Source organism: Streptomyces sp. NPDC008139 (assembly GCF_042957025.1).
Classification (GTDB): Bacteria; Actinomycetota; Actinomycetes; order Streptomycetales; family Streptomycetaceae; genus Actinacidiphila.
In genome coordinates, this window is record NZ_JBIBHM010000005.1 from 227,886 (window position 1) to 250,146 (window position 22,261).

Genomic DNA, 22,261 nt, shown 5'->3' on the forward strand with positions numbered 1-22,261 from the left:
CGAGGGACCGTAGGCGCAGGGTAGCGCGTGCGATGCTCGGGTAAGCCCCGAGCTTCTGTCACCATCTGGATACCCTGCGTCACTTCGGCGCTTCATAGCCTCCTCAGGAGGGAAACCGGACATGGGACCCCACCCCACGGTCGCGGCGATACGCCTGGCGGTCCGCCGCGTCCTGCACGACGTCCTCACCGCGTCCACCGACCCGCACCCGTTGGTGCTCGCCGCGTGCAGCGGCGGAGCCGACTCCATGGCGCTGGCCGCCGCCCTCGCTTTCGAAGCACCCCGGCTCGGCGTGCGCGCCGGAGCCGTCACCGTCGACCACGGCCTCCAGGCGGGCTCCGCCGGCCGCGCCCAAGAGGTCGCCGGGCGGCTGCGCGGCCTCGGCCTCGACCCGGTCGACGCGATCGGCGTCACCGTCGGCCGCCAGGGCGGTCCCGAGGCCGCCGCCAGAGACGCCCGGTACGCGGCGCTCGACTCCGCCGCCGAATCGCACGGCGCCGCCGCCGTCCTGCTCGGCCACACACGTGACGACCAGGCAGAAACGGTGCTCCTGGGCCTCGCCCGCGGCTCCGGCACCCGCTCGCTGGCCGGTATGGCCGCGGTCTCCGGCGCCGGCGGCCGGTACCGGCGGCCCTTCCTGCTGCTTGACCGCGACACCGTACGCAAGGGCTGCCTCGCCCAGGGCATCACCGTGTGGGAGGACCCGCACAACCACGACCCCGCGTACACCCGCTCCCGCGTCAGACACGAAGCCCTGCCCGTCCTGGAGAAGTCCCTCGGCAAAGGCGTCGTCGAGGCGCTGGCCCGCACCGCGCAGCTCTCCAGGGACGACGCCGACGCGCTGGACCAGTGGGCCGCGGACGCCGAGGCCGGCGCGGCGGGCGACGACGGCAGCCTGGACGCGCGGCGGCTGCACGGCCTGCCCGCCGCCGTACGCCGCCGCGTCCTGCGCCGCGCCGCCATCGCCGCCGGCTCGCCCCCCGGCTTCCTCTTCGCCCGGCACATCGAGGAGGTCGACCGGCTGGTCACCGGCTGGCACGGGCAGAAAGCCCTCAACCTGCCGGGCGGCGTCGCCGTTCTCAGGGCCAATGGCAGACTGGTGTTCTCGCCGTCGTAGAGCTGCCGTCGCCCAGCGACCCGGGAGCCGACTACTTGAGGGACATACCGCGCAGTGAACGAGAACGACATGGGCGCCGATCTTGAGAAAGTGCTCATCTCCAAGCCAGAGATCGACGCGAAGCTCAGCGAGCTCGCCGCGCAGATCGACCGGGACTACGCGGGCAAGGACCTGCTGATCGTCGGTGTCCTCAAGGGCGCCGTGATGGTGATGGCGGACCTCGCACGGGCGCTGTCGAGCAACGTGACGATGGACTGGATGGCGGTGTCCTCCTACGGCGCCGGCACCAAGTCCTCGGGTGTGGTGCGCATCCTCAAGGACCTGGACACCGACATCGCGGGCCGTGACGTCCTGATCGTCGAGGACATCATCGACTCCGGGCTGACGCTGTCCTGGCTGATCAGCAACCTGGGCTCGCGCGGCCCCGCCTCCCTGGAGGTCTGCACGCTGCTGCGCAAGCCCGAGGCGGCCAAGGTCCAGCTCGACGTGAAGTACACCGGGTTCGACATCCCCAACGAGTTCGTGGTCGGATACGGCCTGGACTATGCGGAGAAGTACCGCAATCTCCCGTTCGTGGGCACACTCGCCCCGCACGTATACGGTGGCTGACTCCCGTCGGCCCGCCGCCGGCGGTCAGACGCGGCACACTCATGACGTCGGCCACACCCCGTTCGGCCCCGGGAACCCCAGTCGGTTTCCCGCCGTTGGAGCAGGGGAAGGCGGGATTGTTAACGGTCGGCGGCAACCTCGGGTGACAATGCTGGGGTACCGTCCGAAGGTCGGGTCATACACCGGCATGCACGCGCGGCCAGCAGGCGGCGGTGCCTCACTGTGGCAGGAGGGACGGGGCGACTTCGCCCCGCATGGATGGACGTGAAGCGCTATTTCCGTGGGCCAGTCATGTGGATCGTGCTGGCTGTCCTCGCCGTGGTCGTGTTGATGCAGGTCGTCGGGTCCGGCGGCGGCTACAAGACGGTGGATACCGGCGAGGTTCTACATGCGATCGAATCAAACCAGGCCAAGTCCGCCGAGCTGACGACAGGCGACGACAACTCCATCAAGATCCAGCTCAGGGACGGATCCAAGGTCGAGGGCAGTTCCAAGGTCCGGGCCAGCTACATCGGCAACCAGGGCTCGGCCATCGCCGCGGAGCTGCAGAACATCGTCGACGGCAAGGTGAAGGGGACCACCCTTCCCGACGGTTACACCGTCTCGCCGTCGAAGCAGAACGCTTTTGTCGGCATTCTGCTGTCGCTGCTGCCGTTCGTGCTCATCGTCGTGGTCTTCCTGTTCCTGATGAACCAGATGCAGGGCGGCGGCTCGCGCGTCATGCAGTTCGGCAAGTCCAAGGCGAAGCTGATCACCAAGGACACGCCGAAGACGACGTTCTCCGACGTGGCCGGCTGTGACGAGGCGGTGGAGGAGCTCCAGGAGATCAAGGAATTCCTCCAGGAGCCCGCGAAGTTCCAGGCCGTCGGCGCCAAGATCCCCAAGGGCGTGCTGCTTTACGGCCGTCCGGGTACCGGCAAGACCCTGCTGGCCCGCGCTGTCGCGGGTGAGGCGGGCGTGCCGTTCTACTCGATCTCCGGCTCCGACTTCGTCGAGATGTTCGTGGGTGTCGGCGCCAGCCGCGTCCGCGACCTGTTCGAGCAGGCCAAGGCGAACGCCCCGGCCATCGTCTTCGTCGACGAGATCGACGCCGTCGGCCGGCACCGCGGTGCGGGTCTGGGCGGCGGTCACGACGAGCGCGAGCAGACCCTCAACCAGCTCCTGGTCGAGATGGACGGCTTCGACGTGAAGGGCGGCGTGATCCTCATCGCCGCCACGAACCGGCCCGACATCCTGGACCCGGCGCTGCTGCGTCCCGGCCGTTTCGACCGGCAGATCGCGGTCGACCCGCCGGACCTCCAGGGGCGCGTGGAGATCCTCAGCGTGCACCAGAAGGGCAAGCCGGTCGCACCGGACGTCGACCTCATGGCCGTCGCCCGCCGCACCCCCGGCTTCACCGGCGCCGACCTGAGCAATGTGCTCAACGAGGCGGCGCTGCTGACCGCGCGCAGCAACAAGAAGGTCATCGACAACGCCACGCTGGACGAGGCGATCGACCGCGTCGTTGCCGGTCCGCAGAAGCGCACCCGGATCATGTCGGACAAGGAAAAGAAGATCACCGCGTACCACGAGGGCGGACACGCCCTGGTCGCGGCGGCCTCGCCGAACTCCGACCCGGTCCACAAGGTGACGATCCTGTCCCGCGGCCGTGCGCTGGGCTACACGATGGTGCTGCCCGACGAGGACAAGTACTCCACGACGCGCAACGAGATGCTCGACCAGCTCGCCTACATGATGGGCGGCCGAGCGGCGGAGGAACTGGTCTTCCACGACCCGACCACCGGCGCGTCGAACGACATCGAGAAGGCCACCGCGACCGCCCGTGCCATGGTCACGCAGTACGGCATGACCGAGCGGCTGGGCGCGATCAAGTTCGGTTCCAGCGACTCGGAGCCGTTCCTCGGCCGTGAGATGGGTCACCAGCGCGACTACTCGGAAGAGGTCGCCGGGCTGGTGGACGAGGAAGTGAAGAAGCTCATCGAGACGGCGCACAACGAGGCGTGGGAGATCCTGGTCGAGAACCGGGACGTCCTGGACAACCTCGTTCTGAACCTGCTGGAGAAGGAGACGCTGAACAAGGAGCAGATCGCCGAGATCTTCGCTCCGATCGTCAGGCGTCCTCCGCGTCCGGCCTGGACGGGCTCCGCCCGTCGTACGCCGTCCACCCGCCCGCCGGTGCTCTCTCCCAAGGAGCTGGCACTGACCAACGGCTCGCAGCCGGCCAACGGCATCACGACGGGTTCGGTCAGCACGACCAAGCCCGTCGCGGAGCCGGTCGACCGTCCCGAGGACGGCACGCCGGAGAGCTGACCGGCGCGAGCCGGTCAGGCACGAGAACAGGCAGTCCGGGCCGGGCCCGGAATGCAGGCAGCGGCCCCAGGGTTTTAACCTTGGGGCCATTGCCGTTTTTGGGCCGGCTTTCCCACTTCGCCGAACTTCGGAGGAACGAGGCACCATGACCGACCCCGTGACGATCGACGGCGAGCGTTCGATCGGCGAGTTCGACGAGAAGCGGGCCGAGGCCGCGGTGCGCGAGCTGCTGTACGCGGTCGGCGAGGACCCCGACCGGGAGGGCCTGCGGGAGACCCCGGCGCGGGTCGCGCGCGCGTACAAGGAGATATTCGCCGGGCTCTGGCAGACGCCGGAGGACGTGCTGACCACCACCTTCGACCTCGGGCACGACGAGATGGTGCTGGTGAAGGACATCGAGGTGATGTCGTCCTGCGAGCACCACCTGGTGCCGTTCGTCGGCGTCGCGCACGTCGGCTACATCCCGGCCGTCAGCGGCAAGATCACCGGCCTGTCCAAGCTGGCCCGGCTGGTCGACGTGTACGCCCGCCGCCCGCAGGTGCAGGAGCGGCTGACCACGCAGGTCGCCGACGCCCTGATGCGCATCCTGGAGCCGCGCGGGGTGATCGTGGTCATCGAGTGCGAGCACATGTGCATGACGATGCGCGGGGTCCGCAAGCAGGGCGCCAAGACCATCACCTCCGCCGTACGCGGCCAGCTCCGCGACCCCGCGACCCGCGCGGAGGCGATGAGCCTGATCCTCGGGCGCGGCTGACCGGGCACGGACTGCCTCCTCCGGGCACGGGGCTGCTCGGGCACGGCCCCGGTAGGCACGATGCGGTACGGGGCCGCCGTAGCCGTTACGTAGACGCGCCGTAGCTGTCACAGTTGCGTTGCCCGCGAAGGAACCCATAGACAGGGTTTCGCGTCCTACTGGGCGCCACTCACTCGCTCGTACTGGACCCTGGTGAAGCATGTCCGCTGACCGTGCCTGTGCCCCGCGTTCGCGCCGCTGGCGGCTGCGACCCTCCGCCGTCCCGGGGATCATCGGCAGCGCCGCCGCGGTCATCGGGCTGCTGGACGTGGTCTCCGCGGTCTTCCCGGCCTTCCGCAACGGCCGGATGCACCACATGGCCGCGGTCTTCCCCGGCACCGTCAGCTCGCTCGCCGCCGCCACCGCGGTCGTCACCGGCGTCCTGCTGCTGATGCTCGCGCACGCGCTCAAGCGCGGGAAGGTCCGCGCCTGGTGGGCGGCCGTCGTGCTGCTGCCGGTCGGCGCGGCCACCCAGCTCGTCTACCGGCACTCGATCTTCGGCGCGCTGGTCTCGCTCGGCCTGCTGTGGGTGCTGATCTCCTACCGCGACGAGTTCACCGCGCTGTCCGACCCGCGCACCCGCTGGCGGGCCCTGCTGAACTTCGTCGGCCTCAGCACCGTCGCCTTCTCCCTCGGCCTGGTCATCACCAGCGCCCACCCGTCCTCCGAGCGCGGCAACCCCGGCTTCCTCGACCGCTGCGAGCACGTCCTGCTCGGCCTGTTCGGCTTCGAGGGACCCGTCACGTACACCAGCGACCGGGTCAACGACCTGGTCGGCTACTCGCTGGGCGGCCTCGGCCTGCTCATCGCGATCTCCACCGCCTTCCTCGCGCTGCGCCCCGGACGCCCGGTCGCCGAGCTGAGCGAGGCCGACGAGGACCGGCTGCGCGCCCTGCTGGCCCGGCACGGCGCCCGCGACTCGCTCGGCCACTTCGCACTGCGCCGCGACAAGTCCGTGGTCTTCTCGCCCAGCGGCAAGGCCGCCGTCTGCTACCGCGTGGTGTCCGGCGTCATGCTCGCCAGCGGCGACCCGATCGGCGATGTCGAGGCGTGGCCCGGCGCCATCGAGCAGTACATGGAACTGGCCCGCGCGCACGCCTGGCTGCCCGCCGTCGTCGGGTGCAGCGAGACCGGCGGCGAGGTGTGGACCCGCGAGACCGGCCTGGACGCCCTGGAGCTGGGCGACGAGGCGATCGTCACCACCTCCGCCTTCACCCTCCAGGGCCGCGCCATGCGCAATGTCCGCCAGATGGTCAAGCGCATCGAGCGGTCCGGATACGTGTGCCGGGTACGGCGGGTGCGGGACCTCAGCGAGGACGAGAAGCACCGCGTACGGCTGGCCGCGGACGCCTGGCGCGGCACCGACACCGAGCGCGGCTTCTCCATGGCGCTCGGCCGCTTCGGCGAGGAACTGGACGGGGACTGCGTGGTCGTCACCGCGCACAAGGACCGCGAGCCCGGCTCCCCGCACCCCGAACTGGGCGACCTGCGGGCCGTGCTGCACTTCGTGCCCTGGGGCGCGGACGGCATGTCCCTGGAGCTGATGCGCCGCGACCGGGCCGCCGACCCCGGTCTGAACGAACTGCTGATCGTCGCCGCGCTCCAGGAGGCGCCCGCCCTCGGCATCGCCCGCGTGTCGCTGAACTTCGCGATGTTCCGCTCCGCGCTGGCCCGCGGCGAGCGGATCGGCGCGGGCCCGGTGCTGCGCGGCTGGCGCGGTCTGCTGGTGTTCCTGTCCCGCTGGTTCCAGATCGAGTCGCTGTACAAGTTCAACGCGAAGTTCCAGCCCGAGTGGGTGCCGCGCTTCCTGGTCTTCCCCAACTCCCGTGACCTGCCCAGGATCGGCTTCGCCATCATGCAGGCCGAGGGCTTCGTCACGCTGTCCCTTCCGCTGCCCGACGCCGTCCAGCGTTTCCTGCCCGGGCGCGCCACACGCCCCCCGCACCGGCACAAGCCCGGCTACGCGACGTCGGTGGACGCGACCGAGCGGAGTGCGGTGGCGTAGGGCGTAGCCCCTACGCTGGGCGCATGAGTACGTTGCTGGGCCGCGTCAGGCCCGTCGGACTGCCGGAGTGGGACCGCTGCGCGGTCATGGGCGTGGTGAACGTCACGCCCGACTCGTTCTCCGACGGCGGGCGGTGGTTCGACCCGGAGCTGGCCGTCAAGCACGGCCTCGATCTCGTGGCGCAGGGCGCCGACATGGTCGACGTGGGCGGCGAGTCCACCCGGCCCGGCGCCAAGCGGGTCGACGAGGCGGAGGAGCTGCGCCGGGTCGTGCCGGTGGTGCGTGAGCTGGCCGCGGCCGGGGTGCTGGTGAGCGTCGACACGATGCGCGGCTCGGTCGCCGAGCAGGCGGTCGCCGCGGGCGCCCGGCTGGTCAACGACGTGAGCGGCGGCCTCGCCGACCCCGCGATGGTCCCCGCGGTCGCCGCCGCCGGGGTGCCGTTCGTCGTCATGCACTGGCGCGGCCAGAGCATCGACATGAACAACCGGGCCGTCTACACCGACGTGCTCGGCGAGGTGGTCACCGAACTGCGCGCGGGCCTGGACCGGGCGGTGGCCGGCGGCATCGACCCCGGCCTGGTGATCCTCGACCCGGGCCTGGGCTTCGCGAAGACCGCGGACCACGACCTGACGCTGCTGGCCCACCTGAGCGCGCTGCGCGAACTGGGCCGTCCGCTGCTGGTCGCCGCCTCCCGCAAGCGGTTCCTCGGCCGCATCCTGGCCGGTGACAACGGCGAACCGCCGCCCGCCAGGGAACGCGACGCGGCCACCGCGGCCGTCACCGCCATCGCCGCCCGCGAGGGCGCCTGGGCGGTCCGCGTCCACGAGGTGCACGCCAGCGCCGACGCCGTCCGCGTCGCCCGCGCCATCGAGATCGCGGGGGTCCGCGCATGACGCCGCGCACCGCGGAGGCCCGCGCCGTCGAGCGGGCCAACCAGGCGTTCTACGACGCCGTGGAGACCTCGGACCTGGACGCGCTGGAGTCGGTGGTCCTGGACGGGCCGCTGGCCGAGTCGGTGGCCGTGGTGCACCCCGGCTGGCCGGTGCTGCGCGGACGCCGCGAGGTCATGCGGTCGTACGCGCTGATCATGGCCAACACGGACTACATCCAGTTCTTCCTGACCGACGTGGAGGTCGCCGTCGACGGCGACAGCGCGGTGGTCACCTGCACCGAGAACATCCTGACCGGCGGCCCCGCCGAGGAGGACGGCTCCGCGGGCTCGCTCGTCGGCGGCCTGGTGGTGGCCACCAACGTCTTCCGCCGCACGGCCGACGGCTGGCGGATGTGGGTCCACCACGGCTCGCCGGTGCTGGCCGAGGACGACGACGAGGACGACGAGGACGGCGAGGGTCCCGGCGGATCCGGCGGTCCCGGCGACGATCTGCTGGACGACGAGGGCTTCGACGGGACGTCGGGACCGTGACCGCGGGGCGCCCGTGATCGGCTCTGTCGGTGACCGACGGTAGATTCGGAGCAGACGACGGGGCGGATCGCCCCGTCCGCCGTCGGCCGGGACACCCCGGACGGCGGCCGTCCGACCGACCGGCGGGAGAGAGTTCGTGGATCGTGTCACGCTGCGGGGCCTGAAGGCCCTGGGCCACCACGGTGTGTTCGAGCACGAGCGCGAGGACGGCCAGGTCTTCGTCGTGGACCTCGTGCTGGGCCTCGACACGGCCCCCGCGGCGGCCGATGACGACCTCACCAGAACCGTGCATTACGGTGTGGTCGCCGAAGAGGTCACGGCCGTCGTCTCCGGCGAACCGGTCGACCTCATCGAAACCCTCGCCCAGCGCATCGCCGACACGTGCCTGGCGCACGACGTCGTGCAAGAGGTCGAGGTGACCGTGCACAAACCGGACGCGCCGATCACCGTGCCCTTCGACGACGTGACCGTGACCATCACCCGGAGGCGCCCGTGAACTCCCCCCATCAAGAGCACGTCCACAAGCCCGCGTTCGACCCGACCGTGCAGCCCGTACCGGCCTCCGTGGTCGCGCAGGTCGACGCGGCGGACTTCACCCTGAACAACCCCAAGACCGCCGTGATCGCCCTCGGCGGCAACCTCGGCAACCGGCTGGAGACCCTGCAAGGCGCGGTCGACGCGCTGGAGGACACCCCCGGCGTCCGGGTCAAGGCCGTCTCGCACGTGTACGAGACCGAGCCCTGGGGCGTCCCCGAGGGCTCCCAGGCCACGTACTTCAACGCGGTGGCGCTGGTGCGCACCACGCTGCCGCCCGAGTCGCTGCTGGAGCGCGCCCAGGCCATCGAGGAGGCGTTCCTGCGGGTGCGCACCGAGCGCTGGGGGCCGCGCACCATCGACGTCGACATCATCGCGTACCAGGACGTGGCCTCCGACGACCCGGCGCTGACACTTCCGCACCCGCGCGCCCACGAGCGTGCCTTCGTGCTCGTGCCGTGGTACGACGTGGACCCGGCGGCCGAACTGCCGGGGCACGGCCCGGTCGCGGAACTGATCGGGGCGGTCGGCTCCGCAGGGGTGCGACGGCGCACGGACGTGGAACTCCGGCTGCCCGAATAATCGTTGGGACCTGCGTACCGCGCATCCGCCACGGGCGGGCGCGGGCGGACGAGCGCACACAGGCGCGCGGACGGCGCACTGCACAGAAAGTGGAGGCGGGCACTCGGTGAGGACGCTGCGGATCAGGACGCTGGCGGGGCTCTTCGCGGTGGCGGGCGTGCTCTCATGGGCCGCCGCGCGACTGTGGGACCACGTCGGGACGCTGCCGGGCGTGCCGGTCGCCGCGCCGATCGTGCTCGCGCTGATCGCCGTCGCGCTCCTGGCCACCGCGCTGTCGCTGCGCGCCCGGCTCAAGGCGCAGCGCGAACGGCACCCCGGCGCCAAGGGCGTCGACCCGCTGGCCGCCGCCCGCGCGGTCGTCTTCGGCCAGGCCAGCGCCCTGGTCGCGGCCCTGGTCGTCGGCATGTACGCCGGCACCGGTCTCTACCTGGTGATGTACGACCTCGACATGGACCCGCGCCGTCAGCAGGCCATCTACGCGGGCCTGGCCGTCGTCGCCGGGATCGCGGTGATCGCCGCCGCGATGTTCCTGGAGCGGGTCTGCCGCCTCCCCGAGGACGACGACACGGTGCCGCACGGGACGACCCCGCACCGCCGCTGACCCGCGCCCGAGGTGCGCTCGCGTCCCGGCCGCACCTCCCGCCACCGGGTACGTATCCCGCATCCTGAGACTTATCAGACACCCGTGGTCCCCCGCCGTTCCACGCCGACGCCACCACTCGGACGTCCGGCTTGACCGGTGGGCGGGTGGCATGGTTCAGTCCGCTACGTGAGCGAACCCGGATGGCATCTGCACCGGAAGGTCCACCTGGACCTCGTCCGGTACGCGGGCTGCATCTGTACGACCGCGCGCTGACGCGCGCCTCCGACGTCCTTCGTTCAACTTTCGCGTCGTAGCCGCAGCCCCGGCCTGATTTTCGTACGAACCCGGCACGCTTCATTCTCAAGGGATCTCTCGTACGCACGCCCCCGCTGCCCGCCGACGCGGCGTATCCCCGGGTGGTGTCCCTTGAATTCCGCTGCTCCCTCGTCCGAACCCGCCGCCGCTTCCGCCTCCGCCTCCGCCGTGTCCACGGTCTCCACCGCGCCCTCGACCGCTCCCGCCGCGCCCACCGCCGCCGATCTCCTCGACTTCGCCCGTAAGGTGGCCGCCGACCCCGCCGTCGTCGGCAATCTGCCGCTCGACCCCGAAGGCCGCACCTGGGTACGGCTGGAGGGCCCCGGCGGCGCGGAGGCGTGGCTGATCGGCTGGCCGCCCGGCGCCGAGACCGGCTGGCACGACCACGGCGGCTCGTACGGCGTCTTCGTCACCGCCGCCGGTGAGCTGACCGAGCAGTCGCTGTCCGTGCCGCTGCCCTCCGAGGGCTGGCGCTCCCTGGAACTGGCCGAGGGCCTGGACCGCAAGCGCGTGCTGCCGGAAGGCGTCGGCCGCGCCTTCGGCCGCAACCACGTCCACCAGGTCACCAACAGCTCCCCGTCCTCGCACGCCGTCTCGGTGCACGCCTACTACCCGCCGCTGCCGCTGATCCGCCGCTACAGCCGCAAGGGCAGCACGCTGCGCCTGGAGCTGGTCGAGCGCCCGGAGGAGTGGTGACCGCGCTCGACGCGCGCCTGGCGGCCGTACGGGCTCGGCTGGACCGGCTGGGCCCCGAGGCCGCCGCCCGCGCCGCCGAGCACGACGGCGCCCTCCTGGTCGACATCCGCTACGGCGCGCTGCGCGACCGCGACGGCACGATCCCCGGCGCCGTCATCGTCGAGCGCAACGAACTCGAATGGCGGCTGGACCCCGAGGGCACCCACCGCCTCCCGCAGGCGACGGGCGCCGGCCTGACCGTCGTCGTGATCTGCAACGAGGGGTACGCGTCCTCGCTCGCCGCCGCCTCCCTCCAGGACCTCGGGCTGCGCGCGGCCACCGACCTCGACGGCGGTTTCCAGGCGTGGCGCGCGGCGGGCCTGCCGGTCACCGCCCCGGACGGCACCCCGACGGTCCCCACCGCGCACATCGCGGCACAGGCCGAAGGCGCTTTCTGATCCCCCTACTGATCGCGCTACTGATCGCGGCACTGATCCCGTCGCGGGGTGGCTCAAGATCAAATTCCCGGAGTGCGCCGGGGAATACCCCAACACACCCTTCCGTGAACCGGAGTTGACGTCGTACCCAGGTGGCCGAACCTGGGTATCGGCGTCGCCGTAATCGCCCGTGCGGGTCCGGCACCGGGCCCGGCCCCGGGCCCAACGGGGGCGGCCCCGGGGCCCGGTGGGGCGGCGCGGGCGGGCCTCGGCGCCGCCGCGGCGGCACATGAGGACGGCATTGGCCAACGGCACATTGGGGGACACATCGTGCAGCGCCGAATGCCCTCCGTATTCGGCGGACGAATCGCCGTGAGAATCCGCCCAGATATTCGGGACCCGCCTCCCCACGATCCCTTCACACACGCTAAATTTCTGGCCATGCCCCGTGGACGTCACCGCCATTCGCAGCCGCTGCACCGGATGCTGCCGCCGCTGACCGTCGCCGGCAGCGCCGCGGTCCTCGCCGCCGCCGCCCTGTTCTCCGGCGATACGGGCGTGATCCGGGTGCTCACCGTCGCCACCGCGCTGACCGCGTGCGCGGGCGCCGCCCTCGCCCGCACCTGGGACCGCTCCGCCGGCCGTACGGTCGCCGAACTCGAAGCGGCGCGCGTCCGCGAGGAGTGGCGGACCGACGAGCGGGCCGCCGAGTTGGAGACGGACCTGGAGGAGTCCCGCGAGATACGCGGGCGCCTGGAGAAGAAACTCCGGGCCAAGCGCGGGGAATTGGCCAGGCTCCGCACCGAGCACGCCGATCTGCTCCGCCGGTACGCCACCGCCGAGAGCGAGCGCGCCCAGGTGCTGGAGAGCCGCCGCCAGCTCCAACTGGACTCCGCCCCGCGGCAGCTCGCCCTCACCGGCGGTGCCTCGCCGGTCGGCCCCGCCGCCTTCCTCAAGGCCGATCAGGCGCTGAAGGACCTCGGCCGCAACGCCGCCCGCCAGCAGGCCAGGCGCACCGTCGAGGACGCCCGCCGCCGCGACACCGCGGGCCCCGAGGACGAGCCGCAGGGCCGCCACGCGGCGGAGGTCGAGAGCCACACCCGTACCGCCGCGCCCGCCACCTCACCGGCCGGTCTGCCGGTCCGCGAACACCGCCTCGTCCCGGCCGTCGCCGCCGCCGTCCTGCCCTACGCGCAGCCCCAGCGCTCGCCGGGCGCCCCCGGTGGCAACGGCAGCCGGGCCATCGGCGGCTTCGACTTCTTCGGCACGCAGAAGCCCGCGGGCGGCGTGGACCCGGAGGACGTCTCCGAGGTGGACGCGCTGGACGATGTGGCCGACCTGGACGACGTCGTGGGTGACGAGGCCGTCGCGGAACACGCCCAGGCCGCCGCGGAGTCGGGCCCCGAGGTCATCGACCTCACGGCCCACGACGAGACCGAACAGCTCGACATGTCGGAACTGCGCGCCCAGGCCTGACGGCGCGGGGGATTCACGCCAGCGGGCGCACGTCCAGCGCGGCCAGCCGCCCCGGCTCGGTGACGATGTCGACGGCCGTGATCCGCCCGTCCGCCGCCGAGACCGCGAAGGTCAGGACCCGCGCCTCCGCGGTGTCCAGGTCCACCGCCGCCGCCACGAGCCCGTCGACCAGTACCAGCCGCGCCGTGGAGGCCATCGCGGCGTAACTGACCGCGCCCCGCGCGACGTTGGCCGCGCCCCGGCGGGTGGAGGTGACGCCGGGCCGCCCGGGGACGTCGGAGCGGACGGTGACCTCGGGGTCGAGGACCGCGAGGAGCGCGTCGAAGTCCCCGTCGCGCGCCGCGGCGAGGAACGCCTCGACGGCCGCGCGCCGCAGCGCCGGGTCGGCGTCGGAGACCTCGGTGCCGCCCTGGACGCGGCGCCGGGCCCGGCTGGCGAGCTGGCGGGCGGCGGCGGGGGTGCGCTCCACGATGGGCGCGATGTCGTCGAAGGGCACGGCGAACATGTCGTGCAGCACGAAGGCGAGCCGTTCGGCCGGGTCCAGGGTCTCCAGGACGACGAGCAGGGCGAGCCCCACCGAGTCGGCCAGCAGGGCCTGTTGCTCGGGCCCCGGCGCGGGCAGCGTCACCGCGCCCACGTACCCGTACTCGTATCCGTCCGGCGCGGTGATCGGCTCCTCGCGGCGGGTGCGGCGCGAGCGCAGCATGTCCAGGCAGACCCGGCCGACCACCGTGGTCAGCCAGCCGCCGAGGTTGCGGACCTCGGCGGTGTCGGTGCGGTTCAGCCGCAGCCACGCCTCCTGGACGGCGTCGTCCGCCTCGTCGGCCGAGCCGAGCATCCGGTAGGCCACGGCCCGCAGATGGGCGCGGTTCGCCTCGAACCGCGCCGCCAGCAGCTCTTTGTCGTCCTTGCCGTCTTCCAGGCCGTCGTGCCTGCCGTCGTGCCCACCGTCGTCCAAGCCGTCGTCCATGGGTGCGTCCATCGGTCGGTCCTCCGTCACATGTGGTCACTCACCTGACGGACCAGTGACCCCGAATGTGACGCGCGGACCGCCCGGCGGCGCTACTTGTCGACGTCGCCGACCACGAAGAACATCGACCCGAGGATCGCGACCATGTCCGACACCAGCGTGCCCGGCAGCAGCACCGCCAGCGCCTGGATGTTGTTGTACGACGCGGAGCGCAGCTTCAGCCGGTACGGCGTCTTCTCGCCCTTCGACACCAGGTAGTAGCCGTTGATGCCGAGCGGATTCTCGGTCCACGCGTAGGTGTGCCCCTCGGGGGCCTTGAGCACCTTCGGCAGCCGCTGGTTGATCGGCCCCGGCGGCAGCTCCGCCAGCCGGTCCAGGCACGCGTCCGCGAGGTCCAGCGCGTTGTGCGTCTGCTCCAGCAGCACCTCGAAGCGCGCCAGGCAGTCGCCCTCGGTCCTGGTGACCACCTTCAGGGTGTCGCCCAGCTCCCCGTACGCCAGATACGGCTCGTCCCGCCGCAGGTCGAAGTCGACGCCGGAACCGCGCGCGATCGGCCCGCTGACGCCGTACGCGTGCACGGCCTCGCGGGACAGGACGCCGACACCGCGGGTCCTGCCGCGGAAGATCTCGTTGCCGAGCACCAGGTCGTCGAAGCGGCCCATCCGCGACCGCACCCCGGCGACCGCCTGGCGCACCCGCCCCTGCCAGCCGTTGGGCAGGTCCTCCTTCAGGCCGCCGACCCGGTTGAACATGTAGTGCATCCGGCCGCCGGAGACCTCCTCCATCACGTGCTGGAGGTTCTCCCGCTCGGAGAAGGCGTAGAAGATCGGCGTGATCCCGCCCAGCTCCAGCGGGTACGAGCCCAGGAACATCAGGTGGTTCAGCACCCGGTTCAGCTCCGCGAGCAGCGTCCGCGTCCACACCGCGCGCTCCGGCACCTCCATGCCGAGCATCCGCTCGACCGACAGCACCACACCCAGCTCGTTCGCGAACGCCGACAGCCAGTCGTGCCGGTTCGCCAGCATCACGATCTGCCGGTAGTCCCGCGCCTCGAACAGCTTCTCCGCGCCCCGGTGCATGTACCCGACGATCGGCTCCGCGCTGCGGATCCGCTCCCCGTCCAGCACCAGCCGCAAGCGCAGCACCCCATGCGTGGACGGGTGCTGCGGCCCGATGTTCAGCACCATGTCGGTGCCCTCGGCCGCCCCGCCGACTCCGATCGTGGTCTCCGTCATGCCGCCCATCCTCTCAGGACTCCCCGCCCGTATCCCACGGGCGGTGCCGGGCCCGCGGGCTCAGCGCGCCTCCGGCGACTCCCGTGCGTCCGCCGGGCCTTGAGCCGCCGCCAGGACGCCGGTCACGCCGACCTCCGTCACCAGCCAGGTGAAGTCGCCGAGGCCGCCGCGGGCGGTCAGTTCGGCGGCCTCGCCGGCGGCGGCGAGACCGCGGACGTAGGCGGCCGGGTCGGTGGCGGCCAGGGCGAGCGGGGGGCGGGCGGGGGAGAGGCCGAGGGAGCGCAGGGCGGCGCGTTGGGGGAGCGCCGTGCCCGGCAGGGCGTCGACGGCGACATGGGCGGTGAGGTCGCGGGAGCCGTCGGGGACGGCCTCCACCTGGCGGCCGTCGCGGTAGCCGGTGAGCGTGCCGTACGGGGGCCGGGCCGCGCGTGTGTGGGCGTAGTCGACGGCGACGGCCGCCCCGGCGTCCAGCGAGCCGACCGCCTCGGCCCAGGCGGCCTCGCGCGGCAGCCCGATCTCGGCGCGGGCGCCGGGCTCCGGCGACAGCGGCCACCACCGCTCCAGCCACCGCGCGTCGGCGCCGCGCACCGGCTCGCCGAGGCGCTCCGCGCCGTCGGCCGGGCGGACCAGCACCTGGCGGGGCACGCCCGCCTCGTCGGTCCCGGCGACGTCGAGCGGCACATTGTCCAGCCACTCGTTGGCGAAGAGCAGTCCGCGCACACCGCGCGGCGGCCGGTCGCACCAGGTGATCCGCGGGTCGAGCCCCGGCGGGCGCGGCGCGCGTTCGACGGCGTGGACGCGTACGCGGCCGGCGACCCGCGCGGGGAGCGCGGCCAGCACCCCGGAGCACAGCTCCGCGCGGCCCGCGCCCATGTCGGTGAAGGCCAGCTCGGCCGGGTGCCCGAGGGCCGCGTCGACCCGGACCAGCAGTTCGGCGACGGCCCCCGCGAAGAGCGCGGAGGCGTGCACGGAGGTGCGGAAATGCGCCGCGGGCCGCTCCCGTACGAAGAAGCCGTCGGGGCCGTACAGAGCGCGGTCCATGGCCTCCCGCCAGGGCACCCACCGCTCCCGCCACTCGCTGTCCACGGGGTTAACGGTACGTGTCCGGTGAAGTGTGCCTGCTCACAGGGGAACCTTCCTGACCTGGAGATGCGTCGAAGGCTTGAGCGGTGTGTCACTCAGGGCCGGTAGTGTTCCGGAGATACCACAGGCGCCGCGACGGCGTGTGCAGCGTGTGTGCAGTGCAGTGAGGGAGTGGACAGCGGATGACTGCCGGAAACGACGGCGCCCCTGAGAACGACGACCCGTTCGGTTATCTCTACCGGTCGGAGGGGGGCGAGCAGCAGCCCGAGCAGGCCCCGGTGCAGCAGCCGGGCATGCCGCGTACCTCGCACCACCAGATCCAGCGGGTCGGTGAGCGCCGTCCGCAGCCGCCGCAGACCCCCTCGGGCTACGGCTACCCGCAGCAGCAGTCGCCCTCCGGATACGGCTATCCGCAGCAGACCCAGCAGCAGACGCAGGCGTACGGCCAGCAGCCCGGCCAGCAGCAGTACGGCGGCCAGCAAGGGCAGCAGGGATATCCGGGCCAGCAGCCGCCCGCGCAGCCCCCGCACACCCGTCGCGCGGGCGGCGGCGGCCAGCAGGGCGGCGGCGCGCCCAACCGCAAGGGCCTGCTGATCGCGGCGGTCGCCGTGGTCGCGGCCGTGGCCATCGGCATCGCCTTCGCGATGACCAACGGCTCGGGCGACGGCGACAAGAAGGCCAGCGACAAGCCGTCCAGCCCGGCGGTCACCTCGGCCGCGCCCACCGAGACGACGCCTTCGGCCTCCGCGGAGCCGACCCCGTACGACTCGAAGAAGACCGACGCCTCGACGCTCGTCCTGACGGGCGGCGCGCAGACGAGCACCGAGCACCCGGGCGCGAGCGCGGCGGGCGGCACCTATGTCGACCACCTGACGCAGGTCGGCGCGACCGTGACGTGGACGGTGACGGTGCCGAAGGACGGCCCCTACACGCTCTTCACGTACTACGGGAACGCGGGCGACGACGCGACGCTCACCCTCGGGGTGAACGGCACGCCGCGCAGCGGCCCCGTCAATCTGAAGAACTACGGCCACTACACCGACTGGGCGAAGGCGTGGAACAACCACACCTACTCCTGGATCGACCTCAAGAAGGGCTCCAACACCGTGACGCTGAGCTGCCAGCAGGGCAATCAGTGCGCGGTCAACCTGGACCAGTTCGAACTCAAGCAGGGCCAGGTCACCGAGTAGCCGCCGCCGGAGCCCGGCCTCACACCGCCGCGCCGGGCTCCGCGGGCACCACCTTCACCTGCGGCAGCAGCTCCGCGTAGACGGCCGCGTCGAATTCGCCCGCCGCGGGAGCCGCGACCGTGGCCGCCGACAGCGCGACCGCCCGCGCCAGCCGCCGCGGCCACGTCAGGCCCTCCGCGAGCCCGGACAGCAGCCCCGCCACCGCCGAGTCGCCCGCGCCCGTCGGATTGCCCGCCAGGCGCGCGGGCGGCAGCGCCTGCCAGCCGCCCTCCTCGGTCAGCGCCAGCATCCCGTCCTCGCCGAGCGAGGCGGCCACCGCGCGGGCGCCGCGCCGCCGGGCGTCACCGGCCGCGCGGGCGGGCTCGGAGAAGCCGGTCAGGCCGGTCAGCTCCACCGCGTTCGGCTTGATCAGGTCGGGGCGCGCGGCCAGCCCGCGGCGCAGCGGCTCCCCGCTGGTGTCCAGCAGCACGAACACCCCGGCGGCCCGCGCCTCGCGCACCAGCTCCGCGTACGCGCCCACCGGCAGCCCCGGCGGCAGGCTGCCGCACAGCGCCACGGCCGTCGCGCGGCCGTCGGCGAGCAGCGCGCGGTAGCGCTCCAGGAACCCGCCCCACTCGCGCGGGGTGACCGTGGGCCCCGGTTCGTTGAACATCGTCGTGTCGCCGGTCGTGTCGTCCACGACGCCCACCGTGCGGCGGGTGGTGCCCGCGATGGGCACCAGCGCGTCGGTCAGCAGCCCGTCGTCGTACTCCGCGGCCCGCTCGGCGAGCCGTTCGCGCAGCTCGGCTCCGACCGGGCCGCCGACGAAGCCGGTGACGACGGCGGGGCGGCCGAGCGCGGCCAGCACGCGGGCGACGTTGAGCCCCTTGCCGCCGGGGCGTTCCGCGGTGTGGGTGACCCGGTGGGTGGAGTGCGGTCGGAGCGACGGGACCCGGTAGGTCACATCGAGGGCGGCGTTCAGCGTGACGGTGATGATCACCTGACGATGATGACAAAAGTACGGCGGTCGGCCCAGTGCGCGCCGACCGCCGTTACGCAGCTTTTAGCGAGAATCCGCGAAAATCGGGTGAACTCACCGCCCGGACGCCACCGAACACACCTCCCGGGCGCACCCTCCGGCGACGGCTAGGGCCTGACGATCCACTCGCCCTTGCGCATGACGCCCACCAGGTCGTACGCCGCGTCCAGCACCACCAGGTCCGCGTCCTTGCCGGGCTCCAGCGTGCCGATGCGGTCGTCCAGGCCGAGCAGCCGCGCCGGGTTGGTGGAGATGGCGCGTACGGCGTCGGTCAGCGACAGCCCGTCCAGCGTGACGGCCCGCTTGAAGGCGGTGTCCAGGGTGAGCGTCGACCCGGCGATCGAGCCGCCCTCGACCAGCCGCGCGACCCCGTCGAGCACCTCGACCTTCATCGGGCCCAGGTCGTAGTGGCCGTCGCCGAAACCGGCCGCGTCCATCGCGTCGGTGATGAAGGCGACCCGCCCGGCGCCCGCGCTCCCGAAGGCCAGCTCCAGGACGGCCGGGTGCAGATGCGTACCGTCGTTGATCAGCTCGACGGTCACCCGCTCGTCCTCCAGCAGCGCAGCGATCGGGCCGGGCGCGCGGTGCTGGAGCGGCGGCATCGCGTTGAACAGGTGGGTGGCCACGGTCGCGCCCGCGTCGATGGCCTCCAGCGTCTGCTCGTACGTGGCGTCGGTGTGGCCGATCGCCGCGATCACGCCGAGGTCGGCCAGCAGCCGTACGGAATCGATTCCGCCGGGCAGTTCGGCCGCCAGGGTGACCATCCGGGCGGCGCCGCGGCCCGCCTCGACCAGCTTGCGCACATCGGCCGGGTCGGGGTCGCGCAGCAGCGCCTCGTCATGCGCGCCCTTGCGGCACGGCGAGATGAACGGGCCCTCGTAGTGGATTCCGGCGAGGTCGCCCTGTTCCACCAGCTCGGACAGCAGCCCGGCCTGCTTGGCCAGGACGTCCAGCGCGTTGGTGACGGTCGAGGCGACCACCGTGGTCGTGCCGTGCGCGCGGTGGGTGCGCACACCGGTGAGGATGTCGTCGGCGGTGCCCGAGGTGAAGGACGCGCCGCCGCCGCCGTGGTTGTGGATGTCCACGAAGCCGGGCACGACGGTGTGGCCCGCGAGGTCCACGGTGGCCGTCGAGACGTGCTCGTCGGCCTCGTTCGCCGCGATCCGGGTGCCCTCGACGGTCAGCCGGCCGCCTTCCACCACACCTGACGGCAGGACCACACGGGCACCCGCCAGCACCGTGCGCTGCGTTGTCGTTACGGGGGCCATCAGGCGGTTACCTCCACGGAGAGTAGATCCCAGGCGAGCAGGCCGGCGCCCAGGCATCCAGCGGTGTCCCCCAGCGCGGCGGGGACGATGAGGGGGAGTTTCTGGAAGGTGATACGTGCCTCCACGGCCGCGCGCAGCGGTCCGAAGAGGGTGTCCCCGGCCTCCGCGAGCCCGCCGCCGATGATCAGCACGCGCGGGTCCAGAAGGGTGAGCCCGGTGACCAGGCCGTCGGCCAGCGCGCCGATCGCCTCGCCCCACACCGCGAGCGCCCGCGGGTCGCCGGTCTCGACGGCGCGCGCGCAGTCCGCGGCGTCCGCGTCCGGGTCGCCGCTCGCCTCGGCCCAGGCGCGCGAGACCGCGCCCGCCGAGGCCAGCGCCTCAAGACAGCCGCGCTGCCCGCAGCCGCACTCCGGGCCGCCGGGGCGGACCACGATGTGCCCGATCTCGCCCGCGTAGCCGTGCGCGCCCGCCTCGATCCGGCCCTCGATGCCGATGGCGCCCGCGATGCCGGTGCCCAGCGGGAGGAAGAGGAAGCGGTCGGCGCCGTTGCCCGCGCCGATCCGGCCCTCGGCGAGGCCGCCGGTGCGGACGTCGTGGCCGAGCGCCACCGGTACGCCGTCCAGCCGCTCGGACATCAACGCCCGCAGCGGGACGTCCTTCCAGCGGAGGTTCGCGGCGTAGACGGCGATCCCGTTGACGTCGTCGACGATGCCGGGCACCGCGACCCCGGCCGCGGCGGCCGGTTCGCCGTACTCGCGCACGCCGTGGTCGCGCAGTTCGGCCGCGAAGTCGAGGATCGCGGCGACCACGGCGTCGGGGCCGCGTTCTCTGCCGGTCGGACGGCGCGCCTGGTGCAGGAGCGTTCCGTCCGCGCCGACCAGCGCGGCCTTCATTCCGGTGCCGCCCACATCGAGAGCGATGACATGTCTCACGGGGACAGTGTCGCGGCTAACCCCTAAAAAGGTCTAGTCCACTCGGCGAGGAAAGATCACGCGTCAGGCGGCGTTTGCGGAGCAACGGGACACTCCGGCGCGCCGCGACGGACATCCGGGGGACACACGACGGACGCCCGCAGGACGTACGCCGGTTCCGTGCCGCTTTCCGGGCCGGTCCGGTGCAGGTTGCGTGCCGGTCTCCTGCCGGTCCCGGAGCACACCCGTCGCCGGTCCGCGCGCGGACCCGTTGCGCAAGCGATACCACTCATGGTGTAGACCTTGGGCAAAGGTGTGGGGAAGACTCGACGCTTCCGTAGCGGTACGCGAGCAAGTGTGCAAGAAGGCGGTAGGAACGGTGCAGCGGCGACGACTTCACGGCTTGGCGGCGATCGGCATCACGTCGGCCCTGGCGATCACCACTCTTACGGCGTGCGGCAACAGTTCACCGCTGAACAGCGACGTCACCCTGCACTTCGTCGCCGCGGACTACGGCGACCCGAAGACGAACAACAGCTCCAAGACGTACTGGGACGACCTCGCGCGCTCCTTCGAGGCGCGCAACCCGCACATCAAGATCAACGTCGAGATCATCGACTGGGACCACGTGGACGACAAGGTCGCCCAGATGGTCAAGGCGAACAAGGCCCCCGACGTCGCGCAGATCGGCTCCTACGCGGCCTACGCCGCCGGCAAGCAGCTCTACAGCGCCGACGAGCTGTTCCCGATCAGCATGCAGTCGGACTTCATCCCCTCGATGGTCAACGCCGGTTCGGTCGACCGCACCCAGTACGGCATACCCTTCGTCTCCAGCTCGCGCATGTTCTTCTACAACAAGAAGCTCTTCAAGAACGCGGGCATCAAGCACGCCCCCGAGACCTGGGACGAGCTCAAGGCCGACGCGGTCAAGCTCAAGGCCGACGGCGTGAAGGTGCCCTACGGACTGCCGCTGGCCCCCGAGGAGGCGCAGGCCGAGTCCCTGATGTGGATGCTCGGCGCGCAGGGCGGCTACACCGACACCGTCGGCAGCTACACCTTCGACTCCGCGCCCAACGTCGAGGCGTTCGCCTGGGTCAAGAAGAACCTCGTCCAGACCGGCCTGGTCGGCCCGACCGACCCCGCCAAGACCAACCGCCGCGACACCTTCGCCGCCTTCCTGGCCGGCAAGGCGGGCATGGTCATGGGCCACCCCACCCTGCTCACCCAGGCCAAGGCCGCCGGTATCGACGTCGGCGTCGTCCCGCTGCCCGGCCAGAGCGGCCCCAGCAGCGACACCCTCGGCGTCGCCGACTGGATGATGGCGTTCAAGCAGAACGGCAACCGGGACGCGGACGGCAAATTCCTCCAGTTCGTCTTCAACGAGCAGAATTCGCTGAAGTTCCTCAACGAGTACGGGCTGCTGCCGGTGACCATCACCGCGTCCCAGGCGATGCGGAAGAACCCGGCCAACAAGGACCTGGTCCAGTTCCTGAACCTGCTGCCCGACGCCGTGTTCTACCCGGTCAACAAGACCTCGTGGGGCCCGGTCAGCGACGAGGTCAAGAAGAACATCGGCCAGGCCGTGCACGGCGACCCGAAGACGGTCCTGTCCGACCTCCAGCGCTTCGCGCTCACGACGGACTCCGGCAAGTAGCGGCCCGCGGCGGTACGGTGACGGCCGTCGGGTACGCCGACGGCCCGACCGCACCGGCAGGGGAGAGGGGCGC

At 72.2% G+C, this 22,261-nt stretch carries 21 protein-coding genes; 15 read left to right on the top strand and 6 right to left on the bottom strand.

What is annotated here, in order from left to right; translation table 11 throughout:
- Positions 1-121: 121 nt before the first annotated feature.
- The 13 genes from tilS to ACFZBB_RS12360 all read left to right on the top strand — a co-directional run bounded on the left by tilS (position 122) and on the right by ACFZBB_RS12360 (position 12,859).
- The gene (gene tilS, locus ACFZBB_RS12300) at positions 122-1,117 is read left to right on the top strand and encodes a tRNA lysidine(34) synthetase TilS (RefSeq protein WP_391120492.1); all 996 of its coding nucleotides are present in this window, start codon (positions 122-124) and stop codon (positions 1,115-1,117) included.
- 54 nt (positions 1,118-1,171) lie between these two features.
- Entirely contained in the window at positions 1,172-1,726 is a 555-nt protein-coding gene (hpt, locus tag ACFZBB_RS12305) for a hypoxanthine phosphoribosyltransferase (RefSeq protein WP_355337280.1), read from the top strand.
- 258 nt (positions 1,727-1,984) lie between these two features.
- The gene (gene ftsH, locus ACFZBB_RS12310) at positions 1,985-4,036 is read left to right on the top strand and encodes an ATP-dependent zinc metalloprotease FtsH (protein ID WP_355337283.1); all 2,052 of its coding nucleotides are present in this window, start codon (positions 1,985-1,987) and stop codon (positions 4,034-4,036) included.
- A gap of 145 nt (positions 4,037-4,181) precedes the next feature.
- Complete coding sequence (folE, locus tag ACFZBB_RS12315; RefSeq protein WP_391120494.1) at positions 4,182-4,790, top strand: GTP cyclohydrolase I FolE; 609 nt, start codon at positions 4,182-4,184, stop codon at positions 4,788-4,790.
- A 199-nt stretch (positions 4,791-4,989) separates the two neighbouring features.
- Positions 4,990-6,834, top strand: coding sequence for a phosphatidylglycerol lysyltransferase domain-containing protein (locus ACFZBB_RS12320; protein ID WP_391120496.1), 1,845 nt, complete (start codon positions 4,990-4,992; stop codon positions 6,832-6,834).
- Between the two features lie 23 nt (positions 6,835-6,857).
- Complete coding sequence (gene folP / locus ACFZBB_RS12325) at positions 6,858-7,727, top strand: dihydropteroate synthase (protein WP_391120498.1); 870 nt, start codon at positions 6,858-6,860, stop codon at positions 7,725-7,727.
- On the top strand, positions 7,724-8,257 hold the full coding sequence (locus ACFZBB_RS12330) for a nuclear transport factor 2 family protein (protein ID WP_391120500.1): 534 nt from the start codon (positions 7,724-7,726) through the stop codon (positions 8,255-8,257). Before folP ends, ACFZBB_RS12330 begins: the two co-directional genes overlap by 4 nt.
- 136 nt (positions 8,258-8,393) lie before the next feature.
- Positions 8,394-8,753 (top strand): dihydroneopterin aldolase, encoded by a 360-nt coding sequence (gene folB / locus ACFZBB_RS12335; protein WP_355337295.1) that lies wholly within the window; start codon positions 8,394-8,396, stop codon positions 8,751-8,753.
- Positions 8,750-9,373, top strand: a complete 624-nt coding sequence (gene folK / locus ACFZBB_RS12340; RefSeq protein ID WP_391120502.1) for a 2-amino-4-hydroxy-6-hydroxymethyldihydropteridine diphosphokinase — start codon at positions 8,750-8,752, stop codon at positions 9,371-9,373. The genes folB and folK overlap by 4 nt, the downstream gene beginning before the upstream one ends.
- A gap of 106 nt (positions 9,374-9,479) precedes the next feature.
- Complete coding sequence (locus ACFZBB_RS12345) at positions 9,480-9,974, top strand: DUF3180 family protein (RefSeq protein WP_391120504.1); 495 nt, start codon at positions 9,480-9,482, stop codon at positions 9,972-9,974.
- 465 nt (positions 9,975-10,439) lie between these two features.
- Positions 10,440-10,967 (top strand): cysteine dioxygenase, encoded by a 528-nt coding sequence (locus ACFZBB_RS12350; RefSeq protein ID WP_391121080.1) that lies wholly within the window; start codon positions 10,440-10,442, stop codon positions 10,965-10,967.
- Positions 10,964-11,404, top strand: coding sequence for a rhodanese-like domain-containing protein (locus ACFZBB_RS12355; RefSeq protein ID WP_391120506.1), 441 nt, complete (start codon positions 10,964-10,966; stop codon positions 11,402-11,404). The genes ACFZBB_RS12350 and ACFZBB_RS12355 overlap by 4 nt, the downstream gene beginning before the upstream one ends.
- 420 nt (positions 11,405-11,824) lie before the next feature.
- Positions 11,825-12,859 (top strand): hypothetical protein, encoded by a 1,035-nt coding sequence (locus tag ACFZBB_RS12360; RefSeq protein WP_391120508.1) that lies wholly within the window; start codon positions 11,825-11,827, stop codon positions 12,857-12,859.
- Between the two features lie 13 nt (positions 12,860-12,872).
- Here ACFZBB_RS12360 and ACFZBB_RS12365 read toward each other — a convergent pair whose 3' ends face one another.
- The 3 genes from ACFZBB_RS12365 to ACFZBB_RS12375 form a co-directional block, all read right to left on the bottom strand.
- A complete protein-coding gene (locus ACFZBB_RS12365; RefSeq protein ID WP_391120510.1) occupies positions 12,873-13,841 on the bottom strand; it encodes a sigma-70 family RNA polymerase sigma factor in 969 nt (322 codons plus the stop codon).
- 80 nt (positions 13,842-13,921) lie between these two features.
- Complete coding sequence (locus ACFZBB_RS12370; RefSeq protein ID WP_391120512.1) at positions 13,922-15,064, bottom strand: NADH-quinone oxidoreductase subunit D; 1,143 nt, start codon at positions 15,062-15,064, stop codon at positions 13,922-13,924.
- A gap of 60 nt (positions 15,065-15,124) precedes the next feature.
- Positions 15,125-16,105: an SAM-dependent methyltransferase gene (locus tag ACFZBB_RS12375; RefSeq protein WP_391121083.1), complete on the bottom strand. Its 981-nt coding sequence runs from the start codon at positions 16,103-16,105 to the stop codon at positions 15,125-15,127.
- A 224-nt stretch (positions 16,106-16,329) separates the two neighbouring features.
- Between ACFZBB_RS12375 and ACFZBB_RS12380 the strand changes: the two genes are divergently transcribed.
- Positions 16,330-17,337, top strand: a complete 1,008-nt coding sequence (locus tag ACFZBB_RS12380) for a carbohydrate-binding protein (RefSeq protein ID WP_391120514.1) — start codon at positions 16,330-16,332, stop codon at positions 17,335-17,337.
- Positions 17,338-17,356: 19 nt separating this feature from the next.
- Here the strand turns inward: ACFZBB_RS12380 and ACFZBB_RS12385 are convergent, their stop codons facing one another.
- The 3 genes from ACFZBB_RS12385 to ACFZBB_RS12395 form a co-directional block, all read right to left on the bottom strand.
- On the bottom strand, positions 17,357-18,316 hold the full coding sequence (locus tag ACFZBB_RS12385) for a hexose kinase (RefSeq protein WP_391120516.1): 960 nt from the start codon (positions 18,314-18,316) through the stop codon (positions 17,357-17,359).
- A gap of 146 nt (positions 18,317-18,462) precedes the next feature.
- Complete coding sequence (gene nagA, locus ACFZBB_RS12390) at positions 18,463-19,623, bottom strand: N-acetylglucosamine-6-phosphate deacetylase (RefSeq protein ID WP_391120518.1); 1,161 nt, start codon at positions 19,621-19,623, stop codon at positions 18,463-18,465.
- Positions 19,623-20,555, bottom strand: a complete 933-nt coding sequence (locus tag ACFZBB_RS12395; RefSeq protein ID WP_355337325.1) for an ROK family protein — start codon at positions 20,553-20,555, stop codon at positions 19,623-19,625. The genes nagA and ACFZBB_RS12395 overlap by 1 nt, the downstream gene beginning before the upstream one ends.
- Before the next feature lie 382 nt (positions 20,556-20,937).
- Between ACFZBB_RS12395 and ACFZBB_RS12400 the strand changes: the two genes are divergently transcribed.
- Positions 20,938-22,188: an extracellular solute-binding protein gene (locus ACFZBB_RS12400; RefSeq protein WP_391120520.1), complete on the top strand. Its 1,251-nt coding sequence runs from the start codon at positions 20,938-20,940 to the stop codon at positions 22,186-22,188.
- Positions 22,189-22,261: the final 73 nt, after the last annotated feature.

Coding starts and splice junctions, on each gene's coding strand:
- ACFZBB_RS12320 (WP_391120496.1), top strand. CDS start 4,990: ATGTCCGCTGACCGTGCCTGTGCCCCGCGTTCGCGCCGCTGGCGGCTG.
- ACFZBB_RS12365 (WP_391120510.1), bottom strand. CDS start 13,841: ATGGACGCACCCATGGACGACGGCTTGGACGACGGTGGGCACGACGGC.
- ACFZBB_RS12360 (WP_391120508.1), top strand. CDS start 11,825: ATGCCCCGTGGACGTCACCGCCATTCGCAGCCGCTGCACCGGATGCTG.
- ACFZBB_RS12330 (WP_391120500.1), top strand. CDS start 7,724: ATGACGCCGCGCACCGCGGAGGCCCGCGCCGTCGAGCGGGCCAACCAG.
- nagA (WP_391120518.1), bottom strand. CDS start 19,623: ATGGCCCCCGTAACGACAACGCAGCGCACGGTGCTGGCGGGTGCCCGT.
- tilS (WP_391120492.1), top strand. CDS start 122: ATGGGACCCCACCCCACGGTCGCGGCGATACGCCTGGCGGTCCGCCGC.
- ftsH (WP_355337283.1), top strand. CDS start 1,985: ATGGACGTGAAGCGCTATTTCCGTGGGCCAGTCATGTGGATCGTGCTG.
- ACFZBB_RS12370 (WP_391120512.1), bottom strand. CDS start 15,064: ATGACGGAGACCACGATCGGAGTCGGCGGGGCGGCCGAGGGCACCGAC.
- folE (WP_391120494.1), top strand. CDS start 4,182: ATGACCGACCCCGTGACGATCGACGGCGAGCGTTCGATCGGCGAGTTC.
- folP (WP_391120498.1), top strand. CDS start 6,858: ATGAGTACGTTGCTGGGCCGCGTCAGGCCCGTCGGACTGCCGGAGTGG.
- ACFZBB_RS12380 (WP_391120514.1), top strand. CDS start 16,330: ATGACTGCCGGAAACGACGGCGCCCCTGAGAACGACGACCCGTTCGGT.
- ACFZBB_RS12375 (WP_391121083.1), bottom strand. CDS start 16,105: ATGGACCGCGCTCTGTACGGCCCCGACGGCTTCTTCGTACGGGAGCGG.